7 protein-coding genes are annotated in these 13,258 nt (G+C 54.4%); 4 read left to right on the top strand and 3 right to left on the bottom strand.

Translation table 11 applies throughout. The features are described from left to right. Nucleotides 1-11 precede the first annotated feature (11 nt). Together MKZ79_RS01520 and MKZ79_RS01515 are read left to right on the top strand one after the other, a co-directional pair. Nucleotides 12-1,886, top strand: a complete 1,875-nt coding sequence (locus tag MKZ79_RS01520; RefSeq protein ID WP_336139547.1) for a DUF294 nucleotidyltransferase-like domain-containing protein — start codon at nt 12-14, stop codon at nt 1,884-1,886. 7 nt (nt 1,887-1,893) lie between these two features. Next, a complete protein-coding gene (locus tag MKZ79_RS01515; RefSeq protein ID WP_336139544.1) occupies nt 1,894-2,655 on the top strand; it encodes a 3'-5' exonuclease in 762 nt (253 codons plus the stop codon). Nucleotides 2,656-2,791: 136 nt separating this feature from the next. Here MKZ79_RS01515 and MKZ79_RS01510 read toward each other — a convergent pair whose 3' ends face one another. Next, the gene (locus tag MKZ79_RS01510) at nt 2,792-4,084 is read right to left on the bottom strand and encodes an MFS transporter (RefSeq protein WP_336139542.1); all 1,293 of its coding nucleotides are present in this window, start codon (nt 4,082-4,084) and stop codon (nt 2,792-2,794) included. A 620-nt stretch (nt 4,085-4,704) separates the two neighbouring features. Here MKZ79_RS01510 and fdhA point away from each other — a divergent pair. Continuing rightward, a complete protein-coding gene (gene fdhA / locus MKZ79_RS01505) occupies nt 4,705-5,895 on the top strand; it encodes a formaldehyde dehydrogenase, glutathione-independent (protein WP_336139540.1) in 1,191 nt (396 codons plus the stop codon). A 141-nt stretch (nt 5,896-6,036) separates the two neighbouring features. Here fdhA and MKZ79_RS01500 read toward each other — a convergent pair whose 3' ends face one another. After that, the gene (locus MKZ79_RS01500) at nt 6,037-7,833 is read right to left on the bottom strand and encodes a DNA/RNA non-specific endonuclease (protein WP_336139536.1); all 1,797 of its coding nucleotides are present in this window, start codon (nt 7,831-7,833) and stop codon (nt 6,037-6,039) included. Between the two features lie 467 nt (nt 7,834-8,300). Here MKZ79_RS01500 and MKZ79_RS01495 point away from each other — a divergent pair, with 467 nt between their 5' ends. Beyond that, on the top strand, nt 8,301-11,723 hold the full coding sequence (locus tag MKZ79_RS01495; RefSeq protein ID WP_336139532.1) for an AAA domain-containing protein: 3,423 nt from the start codon (nt 8,301-8,303) through the stop codon (nt 11,721-11,723). A 43-nt stretch (nt 11,724-11,766) separates the two neighbouring features. On the opposite strand, the gene MKZ79_RS01490 is transcribed toward MKZ79_RS01495, so the two are convergent. Next, nucleotides 11,767-13,203: a glycoside hydrolase family 1 protein gene (locus MKZ79_RS01490; RefSeq protein ID WP_336139530.1), complete on the bottom strand. Its 1,437-nt coding sequence runs from the start codon at nt 13,201-13,203 to the stop codon at nt 11,767-11,769. Nucleotides 13,204-13,258 lie beyond the last annotated feature (55 nt).

The raw sequence follows: 13,258 nt of genomic DNA, 5'->3' as shown, positions 1-13,258 counted from the left end.
CGGAGATTGCTATGCAGGCTGAGCATCAGGATATTGTCGATTTTATCCAGCGCTATCCGCCGTTTGACGCATTACCGCTGACGGCGTTAACGCGCATTGCTGCGAACATTGAAGTCAGCTACTACAAAGCCGGTACGCCGATTCTGACTTTTGGCCAGCAGGTGGACGCCTGGTATGTGATCCGCAGCGGCGCCGTGGAAATTTACCGGCGTAATGGCGACCTTTATAACCGCCTGAGCGCTGGCGGCTATTTTGGCGAGTTCGGCTTACTGCGCGAAAACAGTGTGCGCTTCCCGGTCACGGCGCTGGAAGATACGCTTACCTATCTGATCCCTGCTGCGATTTTTAATGAGCTGTTCAGAAAATATGAGGAGTTTGCTGATTTGGTCGAGGTTGAAGACCATACCCGACTGCGGCAAACCGTCGCGCGTACCGAAGAGGCCAACGGCCTGATGAGTTCGCGTATCGAGACGCTGATCGGCCGGGCGCCGGTAACTATCGACAGCGGCGCCACCGTGTGCGAAACCGCCAGAAAAATGAGTAAGGAAGGCGTGTCGTCGCTGCTGATTGTCACATCAAACGCCGAGGGCAAAAAGCCTGCGCTCGTGGGCATTGTGACGGACAAGGATCTGCGTGACCGGGTGATTGCGGCCGGGTTACGCTTTGATACGCCGATCGGCGATATTATGACTGCTCAGCTGACTCACGTGGAGCACCATCAGCTGGTGTTTGAGGCGATGCTGACCATGATGCAGCAAAACATTCATCATCTGCCGGTGCTGAAAAATGGGCGTCCGGTGGGCGTGATTTCTCAGTCAGATATTATCCGCTACGAATCCCGCAACAGCCTGTTTATCGTCAGCCGCATTTTTCACTGTAACAGTACAGAAGAGCTGAGCGCCCTGAAAAACGAGGTGCGCGCCTGCTTTGGCCGTATTGTGCGTGAAGACGCCAATTCGCAAATGATTGGCCGCGCTATGGCGGTTATCGGCCGCAGCTTTACTCAGCGCCTGCTGGCATTGGCCGAGGCGGCGCTGGGGCCGCCGCCGGTGCCCTACTGCTTTATCACCCTGGGTTCTATGGCGCGTCAGGAGCAGCTGCTGGTCACCGATCAGGATAACGCGCTGATCCTCGACAATCGCTACGACGCCTCTCGCCATGAAGCCTATTTTATGGCGCTGACCCGCCGCGTCAGCGACGGTCTGGCAGCCTGCGGCTACAGCTACTGTACAGGCAATATCATGGCCACCAACAGCCGCTGGCGCCAGCCGCTGTCCGTATGGGAAAGCTATTTTGACGAGTGGATAGATACGCCTTCGCCACAAACCCTGCTGGACAGCGCCATCTTCTTCGATCTGGACGCCGTCTGGGGCCAGGTCAAGTGGGGCGAGCAGCTTAACAGCCGCATCAGGCATAAAGTCCGGCACAATTCGCGCTTTCTCGCCTGCATGGCGCGGAATGCGCTGCTACGTAAGCCGCCGCTGGGCTTCTTTAAAAATTTCGTGATGGAGCCCTCCGGCCAGCATACGCCCTCTATCGATATGAAACGACGCGGCACTGCCCCGCTGGCCGATCTGATTCGCGTGCATGCGCTGGCGGCGGGATCGACGGCGCGTAACTCGTTCGATCGCCTGCAGGATATTATGCAGGCGGATATTTTGCCCAATGGGCGCGGCCAGGATCTGCGGGACTCCATGGAATTTATCTCCATGGTGCGTATTCGCCACCAGGCGCAGGATGTGGAAAACGGCCAGCAACCTGATAACCGGATCGAGCCGCTCAACCTGTCTGACTTTGAGCGTAAGAACCTCAAGGACGCTTTTCAGATCCTGAGTAACGCGCAAAAATTTCTTAAATATCGCTATCAGCCAGGCCGGAAAGGTTGAGGTTATTGTGCTTTATCTTCATAAAGAATTATTGTCATCCTTCACCCGCTCCGCTCCGGAGCGCCCGGCTCCCCAGGATTGGCCAGCGATAATGGCAAAGTACGCCAGAGAAGCGCGCCATACTGCCCTGAAAGATTTTTACCTCTCCGGCGTGCCTGCGCCTGACACGCCCATCAGTGATGTCCCTTTGCTGGCAATGGATTTTGAAACCACCGGACTCGATACCCGCCGTGACGACATAGTCAGCATCGGTTTAATTCCTATGAGCCTGCTGCGCATTCGGTTACAGGAAAGCCAGCACTGGATACTTAACCCGCGAGCAGACTTGCGTAAGGAATCTGTAGTTATTCACGGTATTACGCACTCCACCGTAGCGCGCGCGCCGGATCTCAATGTGGTGCTGATAAAGCTACTTGAGATGATGGCCGGCAAGGTGATGGTGGTTCATCACAAAGGGATAGAACAACATTTCCTGGCGGCCGCGCTGAAAGAACGGATTGGCGAAGGCATTGTTTTCCCCTGTATTGATACGCTCTCGCTGGAGGCAGGGTTTATACGGGGTCAGCAGGACACAGGCTTGCTGCGAAGATTCTGCCGGCGTAAGCCTCAATGTTCTTTACGCCTGGCGGACAGCCGGGCGCGTTATAATCTGCCCCACTATACGGCACATAATGCTCTGACCGACGCGCTGGGTTGCGCCGAGCTGCTTCAGGCGCAGGTCGCCCACCATTTTTCCTCCGTTCCTCTTATCAGGGAATTGTGGGGGTAAGCGCGCAGGCTCCCGGTTGGCATTGCTGACCTGAAGTCATGCTCTCCGGGCACGATGCCGCGCCGTTTTACCCTCTGAACAAGGCGGCTAGCCCCGCCTTGTTCATGCAAAATCGGCTGGTGTGAGCAAGCCGATGCTATTCGCTACGCAAAGAGATGCGCGACGTTTCCGGCAGCGCTAAACCGCCAGCCAGCGCCAGCAAGGCCACCAGCGCCAGGTAGAGCGCTGGTGACAGCGCATTGCCGGTATAGTTAATCATCCAGGTCGCGACTAAAGGCGCCGTACCGCCAAAAATGGTATAGGCCAGATTATAGGTAATGGCGGAAGCGGTATAGCGCGAGCGCGTCGGGAAAACTTCAGAAAGCAGGGCTGCGGTCGCCACGCCAGACAACACGGCGCCGGTTGCTAACAATAAATCCCCGAAAATAGCCGCCCAGAGATTGCCTGAACCGGCCAGCAGCCAGGCCGGGCCGACGCTTAAAATCGTCCATATCCCGGTGATGGCTACGGTTTTTCGCCTGCCGATTCGGTCACAAAGCGCGCCTGCTAGCGGACAAATTCCGGCGGCAAAGAGCAGAGCAATAAGCGAAACCATCAATGCCGCTGCGCGGCTCAGATGACCTTCCAGCTGCAGAAAGGTAGAAAAATAGGTGGTGAACATATAAAACGACAGCGCGGTTAAGGCGATAAACGCGCCCAGCCGCAGGATATTCCCCGCCTGGTGGCGTAACGTCTCGATTAATGACGCGTGAGTACCGCCTGACTTCTGCAGCGCCGCGCGAAACGCTGGCGTCTCTTCCATGCGCAGGCGTAAATAGACGCCGATCAACCCCAGCGGCGCCGCCATCAGGAACGGAATACGCCATCCCCAGTCGTCCATCTGCGCTGAGCTCAGGCAGCTATCCAGCAAAAAGGTGACCGCTGCGGCGGCCGCGAAAGCGGAAAATGTCGATACCGTAATAAAACTACCGTACCAGGCACGCTGGCGAGGAGGTGAATGCTCCATGACATAAGCGCAGGCGCCGGCATATTCCCCGCCGGCAGAAAATCCCTGAACACAGCGGGTAATCGTCAGCAGAACCGGTGCCAGCATAGCGATACTCTTCCAGGTCGGCAGTAAGCCAATAATGGTGGTTGACCCGGCCATTAACAGCACGGTTAGCGACAGAATGCTTTTACGTCCATATTTATCCCCCAACACGCCGAAGACCACGCCGCCTAACGGACGCAATGCAAAAGCGACCGCAAAGACTAAAAAGGTCTGCAACAACGCCGCCTGCGGAACATCCTGAGAAAAAAAGTTTCGTGCAATAATAGTGGCAAGAAAACCATAGACGGCAAAATCAAACCACTCGACAAAATTACCAATGGCGGCAGCTGTCGTTACTTTTCTGAGCGTGACTTGTGGAACAGGTTGCATATTATTCATATCCCTTTTCTTCTGCCTGATGACTTACATGCAGGCGCGATTTTAAATTCTATAAAAAGGTAACCCTCGCTCTACGGATGCAGCGAAAAGACGATATTTTCCGAACAGCGAAATTGAAGATAAATTATTATTTTCAACAGATTAAAAGATTGCAGCAAGCACAAGCCTATCTTCTTCTCAGTGCAGCCACAGACTGTTATCAGCAATAAAAAACGCGGCAGATAATTAAAACATACTTTCTATCATAGCATTCCCTATTCAGAAATAGCGGCATACAAAAATATTATGCCGCTTTTATTCCCTTTGTCGTTCCCGGACAGGAAAATGTCGTTTTTATTTTTAAATGTTATTTTCCGCTTTTATTCTATAGCGGCTACGGGAAATAGTTCTGTTTAACAAAAGCAGGGGTCGTTTACGTTTCTACCCGTCCGGCACTGATCTTTCCGGCCTGTTGGTTTTTTAATGTCGCAATTTGCTGCGTTATATGAATTTCCGATGTCGTTATCAGATCATTTGTACGGCGCGGCATCCCTTAAAATGAGCGTGCAGACCTGTATGCGCTATCGCTGTATGTTAGTGCCCATCTGCAGACATCTTAATCAGCAGAACAGGAACATATTATGGGACTCTCATCAAATAAAGGTGTTGTGTATCAAGGGCCAGGTAAAGTCGAAGTGATGGCGATTGCCGATCCTGAATTTGTCAGCCCGACAGGGAAGAGAATCGATCACGCGGTGATTATTAAAGTTCTGTCGACCAATATTTGTGGTTCCGATCAACATATGGTGCGTGGCCGTACCACGGCGCCTGCGGGGATGGTGCTGGGGCATGAAATTACGGGAGAAATTATCGAAAAAGGCTCTGACGTTGAAATGCTCAACGTCGGCGACATTGTCTCGGTGCCCTTTAATGTGGCGTGCGGCCGCTGTCGCTGCTGCCGCGAACTCGACACCGGCGTATGTCTGACCGTAAACCCGGCGCGCGCCGGCGGCGCATTCGGCTATGTGGATATGGGCGGCTGGGTTGGCGGACAGGCCAGATATGTGATGGTGCCCTACGCGGATTTTAATTTGCTGAGGTTCCCCGACAGAGATCGCGCGCTGGAAAAAATTCTGGATCTGACCATGTTATCGGATATTCTCCCGACCGGATTTCACGGTGCGGTCACGGCAGGCGTCGGCGTTGGTTCTGTCACCTATGTCGCCGGTGCCGGCCCGGTTGGTCTGGCAGCGGCGGCCTCCGCGCAAATTCTTGGTTCCGCAGTGGTCATGGTCGGCGATTTTAATAAAGAGCGGCTGGCGCATGCCGAAAAAATGGGGTTTGTCCCCATCGATCTGGGAAAACACGACCGTCTGGGGGAAATGATTGCGGATGTGGTCGGCGTTCCTGAAGTCGATTCGGCTATCGATGCTGTCGGCTTTGAAGCACGGGGTCATTCAGGCAGGGAACAACCCGCGGTGGTGCTGAATAGCATGATGGAAATTACCCGAGTGGCGGGAAAGATCGGCATTCCGGGGCTGTATGTCACAGCCGATCCGGGCGCGCAGGAAAAAGCTGCCCGCGAAGGCTCTTTGAGCCTGAAATTTGGTCTTGGCTGGTCAAAAGCGCAAAGCTTCCATACCGGGCAGACGCCGGTATTACGTTATAACCGCCAGCTGATGAATGCCATTCTGCATGACCGTCTTCCCATCGCAAAAATCGTTAACGCGAAGGTTCTTCCGCTCGAAAGCGCGGCTGAAGGCTATGCCAGCTTTGATTCAGGCGTCGCTGCAAAATATGTGCTGGATCCTCACGGCATACTTGCCCGGTAATGCTCTGGTCAGAAGCCGGTTACTGGCTATCGGCATCTGACCAACCGCAATCCTGAACAGGCACTGACGATTGCGCTCTTTTCATATCGCAATCTACTTTTTGTCTGCCTGTTCAGACCGGGTTTAAGGCCACTCCGCCGTTCAGAGCAGATCTTCCCAGTTCATAATCAGCTTCGCGGGCAGCGGCTGCGCCAGTAAAGATTCATCCGGCCGCCAGCTTTCCCAGTCGCGGAAGGCGGCGAAGTTTAGTCCGGTCAGCTTTTCAAGCGCGCTTACCGTTACGCGATACTCATCCACATTCGGACGCGCGTTTTGCGCCTCCGGCAGCAGCCGTCGCGGCTCGTCCAGCAAATCGGCCTGGCTCACCAGCAGCGCGGTCGCCTGTGGTTTGCCCGCCTGGCCGATACGCAGCACGACTTTCCAGAACAGCAAAGGCACTTTCCAGTCGGCATATTGCCGCCACTGTTCGTTGAGTACTGGCCCGGTAAGGACGGTGATTTTCCGCTTTGATTCCAGCACGCCCGACTCCAGGATATAGCGCTCCACGCCCTGCCAGTACTGCAAACTCTGGTTGAAGCGAAAATGCTGCGGCGAACAGTTAGTGAAATGAAAGGTATCTTTATTGGCGCGCACCGCTTCCGCCGCCGTTCCCCAGGTCGGATCGCTGCGCCGGGTAAGATGGCCGCGATCGAACCAGCGGCTGTATTCGCTGTAGAAGGCCTGGCCGGTGACGTAGCGACTGTCGATACGGCTATCTTCCACCCAATGGTCGGCCTCCTCCAGCAGCGACGGCTGGCCGCTACCGCGATCGATAGAGATATAGCTCGCGCCGTCGATATTCGTCGCGGTAAAAAAGGCCAGCCGTCGGTCGGCGTTCATCAGCAGCGAGAAATGTTCATAGTTAAGCTGCGCCTCAGCGCCCTGTTTACCGTTGCGTAACGGCGCCACTTCCGCCGCTCGCGGCGCGATAATCTCCGCCAGCTCAATCGGTTCGCCCGCCAGAAAATTGGCCTGATAGCCGTCGCGATTGCCGTAGTTTTCATCCGGCTTTGCGGCAGTTGTGGCCACCGGCGCGTTGCCGGAGGTCAGCGCCTGCATCAGCACAGCCTGCTGCGTTGCGGGCAGCTGCGGCAATTCTCCTTTCAGCCAGTCGATGATAGCGCTGATGCGGATGCCTTCATTCACCCAGCCGTCGTCGCTCTCGACGCCGCCATGATGGAGCGCCACCAGCTGCCAGCTGTCGTTAAACACCGGCGCGCCGGACGAGCCGTTATCCGTGTCGGCCTCATAGTGCAGCGCCTGCTCGTGCCGCGCCAGCAGCGCGTTGTTACGCAGCGTAACCTGCTGCGGCGCACCGTCAGGGTGATGGATCAGGTTAAGGCTGATGCCCAGCGCGTGTTTGTCATGGCGATCGTTCAGTTCCAGCGGCTGCGGCGCTTCGCCCTGGCCGCCGATCGGCTCGCCAAGCGCTATCAGCGTGCAGTCCAGTTCGTCGGTCGGGCTGGTGAGCCAGAACCTCTCGGCATCCAGACTATAAGTGACGCCGTCCGCCAGTTCGTCCTGCTCCGTGCGCCGCCAGCCAAACTGCACGCTAATCGCGCCTTTTGTGGGCGGCTGCGGCAGCAGATGGTGATTGGTCAGCAGCAACCCGCCATGCAGCAAGAAGGCGCTACCTTTGGGCACGCCGTCTTCTCTTAGCAGCGCTACCGAACGCGCGCGGTTCAGCCCCTGAGACAGAAAGGATAGCGGCAGCAAATCGTTACTTTCGCCAGCGATCACGCCCTGCTGCAGCCGTTGTTGAAAAGCGTAGCGCCGCGCGCGGGACAGATCGGGTTCCGCCTGCCGACCTTCCGCCAGCGCCTGTCGCGTATCGGCGCGCTGCTGTGCGGTCAGCGCCAGCCGCGCGGCTATCAAGGCTTGATTCTGTTGTTCGCTCATCGACCCCTCCATTTGAAATTGCTGGTGCCTTTTAACCATAGCCGCTGCGGTTGGGGGGATCATGAAAATGATCGCGGAATGTGGCTAATAGCCTTCAGCAAATCTGGCTCTTTCACAGGCCCTGCGCAATATCGGCCAGATAAAATTCATTTACCTTTCCTCTGCGTATAATTCAGATTTTGGTCATCCCCGGAGCTTAAAACGTCGTCTTATTCTGTGTTATTCTGCGGTTTACGCGCACCTAAAGGAAAAAGACAACAAGGATCGCCTTCTGATAATGAACAGCACTGCTAAAGATATCCTGATAGCCTGATAGCCTGATAGCCTGGCAAGATTATGTCGAGTACAGCGGCGCGGAAAAAAGCAAGATTTCCGCCAGCAAGATCCATGAGTATCAACAATTATTTATCTCTGCAGAAAGCTGCAGCGATCTTGAGTCTGGGGTAAAGCTGACAATACCGTCCGAAATGGCGGCAAACTGGCGTCGGCGTTTCGCCAAATACGATGAAAAAGGCGCGCTTATCTCTTTTGAAGCCGTCAGTCTTCTTTTTCCTGTTCTGCGCTGTATAGATAAAGAGAGCGAACGGGCCGCTGCGAAATATCTGCCGCTATTTTCTTTTCCCTTAACGCACTCCTTTTTTAACGCTACCGATAACACGCTGTTGCTGCCGGTAAAGGATGGGCTACAGGTGAGCGCCTTCCCTTTCACCTTTCGTCAGATGTTTAACGTTGAGCTGGCCGAACTGGGCGAAAACCGCCATTTTATGAGTATCGTCAGCGGGTTAACCGGCACAAAATATGACGGTTTTTATGCGGCTCTGGAAGGATTGATGCGCTGGATGAGTCAACATCCTGAAGCCCGTGGCCGGCCTGAAACCGCGTTTAACGCGCTGGTGGCGCCGCTGCATAATGAAGATTTTAATACCCGACGCGACGGCACAGATTATCAATGGCTGTGCGATCGGCCTGAAGGTGATTTTCCCCTGTTGGAGCAATATTTGATTGGCTGCCATTCGCCAAACAATCATTCACCCTACAATGAGTTACCAACTTACGGGCTGTTTGAAACCCGGCATCCGCTGGGACATGGGCAAATGGCAGCTATTCAGGCCATCAATCAGAAGGCGCGACTAATTGCCGTTCAGGGCGCGCCGGGCACGGGCAAAACTACCCTTTTTAAATCATTAATTGCGCAAAAACTGGTTGAGCGAGCGCTGGCTATTGCTGAGGGTAAGGATCGTAATTGCGGTATGCTGGTCACCTCGACTGCGATTAAAGCCGTTGAAAATATTATTGAAGATCTACGCGACGATCCTGTTACTCAGGGACTGGACTGGCTATGGTTTCAGGGCGGTTCAAAAGAGCAAGTACAAAAAGAGTTTGCCAGGCTGGAGAGGTTGTTGGAGAGGTGGCATCAGGAGAAGTATGAGCCGGAACGCCAGCAGGCTTACCTGACGAAATTAACCTATCATCGTCAACTGATCGACAGCTGTTATGAAAACTATATTAGTCATAAAAACAACATGTTGCGAAGTATCCGCCAGTGCGGTTCAGGCGACACAAATATAGAGGCTATTGCTGAAAAATTAGCTGTAAAAATAGCCGATCTCTCCAGCCGGGCCGCGACCAGCCCGCCAGGTGTAGTGCCTGCACGGCCGAACGATCTTTCTTCCCTCGGCGAGGCAATTGAACAGCACAGGGAGGCCTTCATCCAGGCACAAGAGCAGCGTGCGCAGGCGCAGCAATTGGCCTTACAGATTGAGTCAACATGGCCGCTGGCGCACTGCTGGCGAACGATTGTCGCCTGGCTGGATGATCCGCTGCGTCCCACGCTGGAGCAGAATTACCATGACTATCCTCGTCAGGGGTTTCAGCGTTTACTGGTACGCGTTCTGAAAGGAAAATACCAAACTCTCGGCGAGAAAATGCGTTCCCGTTACGCCGAAAGCTACCAAAGAATGGCTCTGCTTGATCTGCCCCATCATCAGCTGGCTGAGCTGGCAAAAGCTGGTGCAGAGCTGGCGGCAGAGCCAGAAAGCGTGCGTTTATTAAGACTACTGTTGACACCGGAACCTAATCCTCAACACCTGACTGTGTTAGAGGGGTTGGCGAAGGAGAATAAGGAATTAATGGCGCTGCAGCAGCAAGTCGAAACCGCGCAGCAACATATTGCGGAACACCAACGACGTTATCCGGAAGGTAACTGGTGCGATATTCTGCGAAAACGTTTTATTGAGGCACAGCGCGAGATGTTCGCCGATGCTACAGGCTTTCTTTGGCAGGAACAGCTAAAGCGTAAAAACGAACTGGCAGAGATACTGACTCACTGGCGCGCGCTTCTTTCCCGCCAGAAAACAGGAGCCGGCTACTATCGCTGGCTCGACAGGCTCGATGAATTCTATAGCGCGCTTTCGCTGGTCTATCCGGTGATGGCCACCACGCTGGTATCCACCTATAAAATGGCCGGATACGGCAAGCTCAGTGAGCTGAAAGGCCATAAACCCTGGCATCTGGCGTTGTGTGATGAAGCCGGCATGATTTCCACAGAATCCCTGGTGCCGCTGCTGAGCCGCAGTGAAAAAGCAATGATCGTAGGCGACCCTTTGCAGATCGAGCCGATCCGCAATTTTTCTGAGGGCACGCTGGAGCAGCTGCGGCAGCGCCATTTTGCCGACAGGAATACGCTGTATGAACAGGTTTCGCCCGCAACCGTCACTGCTTACCATCGGGCAGCTGGCAGCGCTACCGGCCATGCCAGCGATAGCGGCAACGGCATTATTCTGGATGAGCATCGTCGTTGCCAGCCACCTGTTGCCAGTTTGTTTATCCGCCTGGCCGGCTACCATGGCGTAACGGTAGAAACCGCGCCGTCCGGCCCGGCAATAGCGCAAGCCTTTGAAAAAATGGGCGGCCACCATTTAATGTTTTATAGCGTAGAAGGCCAGAGAGGACGGGTAACCAATACCAATATTGATGAGGTGGAAGCCATAGGGCAACTCCTGGACAAGCTTGAAGAGGCTGGTTATGACCTCTGCGCCGACGTCGGCATTGTCACGCCTTATACCAATCAAAAATCTTTACTGGTGCAAAAATTTGCCAGTCGGATGGATCATCAGAAGAAAAACTGCATTGGCACCGTCCACCAGTTTCAGGGCGTCGGTTTTGAAGTCATTATCTATAGCCCGGTTATTTTCCATCCGTTGGATAAAGACGGTTTCCAAAACGATGCGCCAAATATGCTGAATGTGGCGGTTTCAAGGGCCAAACAGCAGTTTATCGTGGTAGGCAATTCTCATCGCCTTAAGCAGGCTGGCGGCTATCTTGCCGTTATGGCGCAAACCGTAGCTCAGGACTTTTTACTGGAACAGGGCAGCCAGCATCCGGATTTCGCACGCCTGAGCGACACGCCTCTTCTGCAGCGCTATTTTCGGGATTGTGAACATATTGCGGCTTTTGCCGCCAGGGCAGCAAGCTGTGAGCATGAGTTTATCGTGGTGACTCCCTGGATAAAGCGTGCCGGACGTCTGCAACGACCGGAGCTGGCTATATTGGCGGCAACGCAGCGGCGAGGTGTGAAAGTTAAAATTTATTACGGCTATTTTAATCAGCGACTGGAGCGTAACGACGATAACGACAGCGATCTGATAGCGGAATATTGCGATCGGTTGGGCAAAGAGAACGTTATCCGGCTTCCGGAAGGGACACATGAAAAATTGCTGATTGTCGATGGACGCTTTATTACCATAGGTAGCTGGAACTGGCTGTCACATGGTTATCACGACAGCTGTGAAAGGTCAGGAAAGTTTCGTTACGCCATCCGCCACGAGCTAAGCGCCGAACTGGACGATCGGGTATTCGTCAACGAGTTAAAAGCCCGTCTGGCGCTGTAGCAAATTTTGCCTAAAATAAGGCCGCCAGCGGCGGCCCCACTACTCAACCTAAGTCGCTGCCGTTGCTGGCAATAACCTTCTGATACCAGTAAAACGACTTTTTCTTATAGCGGTTGCCGGTGCCGGAAATGGTGTCGTCCAGATCGACATAGATAAAGCCGTAGCGCTTGCTCATCTCGCCGGTGGACATGCTGACCAGATCGATGCAGCCCCACGGCGTATAGCCCATCAGCTCCACGCCGTCGTCAATCGCTTCCGCCATCGCCTCAATATGCTGGCGCAGATAGTTGATGCGGTAGTCGTCTTCGACAACGAAGTTTTCGTCCGGCTTGTCGATAGCGCCCAGGCCGTTTTCGACAATAAACAGCGGCTTCTGGTAGCGATCGTAAAGCTGGTTCAGCCCAATGCGCAGACCAACAGGATCGATCTCCCAGCCCCAGTCGCTGGCTTCCAGGAAAGGATTGCGCGCGCCGCCCAGTAGATTGCCCTGCGCGCCGTCCGCCTCGGCCTGCGTTTTGTTGATGGTGGTGGACATATAGTAGCTGAAGCCGATGTAGTCCACGGTATGCTGCTTAATCAACGCCATATCGCCCGGCTGAATATCCAGCTCCACGCCCAGCGATTTCCACAGGCTTTTGGCGTAATAAGGATAGTCGCCCTTTGCCTGCACGTCGGCGCAGTAGAAGTTAAACAGCTGCGTCTCTTTTAGGGTGGCGAGCTGGTTCAGCGGGTTACAGTCATACGCATAGGCGGTGGCGTGGATCACCATGCAGCCAATCTGAATGGCAGGACTGGTTTCATGGGCGATTTTCACCGCCAGGCTGCTGGCGACGAACTGGTTATGCCATGCCTGAAACTTCGCCTGCGCCTCCAGCGCGCCGGTTTTCACCGTCAGGCTCTGGCTCATCATCGGAAAGTGCACCGCGCTGTTGATCTCGTTAAAGGTCATCCAGTACTTCACTTTCTGGCCGTAGCGCTGCAGCACCGTGCGGGCAAAACGCTCAAAGTGGCCGATAACCTCGCGGTTTTTCCAGCCGCCGAATTCGGTCGCCAGATGCAGCGGCATCTCGTAGTGCGAAATCGTAATCACCGGTTCGATACCGTGGGAGAGACAGCAGTCGATCACCTCATCATAGTGACACAGGCCCGCTTCGTTGGGCTCGAGCTCGACGCCGTTTGGATAGATGCGTGTCCAGGCGATAGAGAAGCGGTAGCATTTGAACCCCATCTCTTTAAACAGCGCGATATCTTCACGAAAGCGATGATAGTGGTCGATGCCTTTATGGTTGGGATAAGTATAGCGGGAGGTGTCTACGGTAAAATCAAAATCGGGCGAGGAGACGATGGCTAAACGCGACTTGCCGCCGGGAATGGCGTCCACGATGGAAAGCCCTTTGCCATCCTCGTCGTAAGCGCCTTCGACCTGGTTCGCGGCGGTCGCTCCGCCCCACATAAAGCCTTGCGGAAACCTTTCTTTCATTGCATTCGTCCTTTTTAAAACGGAAAGTTTTAGCGACAAACTCATTACGGAACAG

This window comes from Erwinia sp. CGal63, from assembly GCF_037026505.1.
In the GTDB taxonomy this organism is placed as follows: domain Bacteria; phylum Pseudomonadota; class Gammaproteobacteria; order Enterobacterales; family Enterobacteriaceae; genus Erwinia.
The sequence above is the reverse complement of the archived record's forward strand: the minus strand, read 5'-3'. Positions and strand labels throughout refer to the sequence as shown.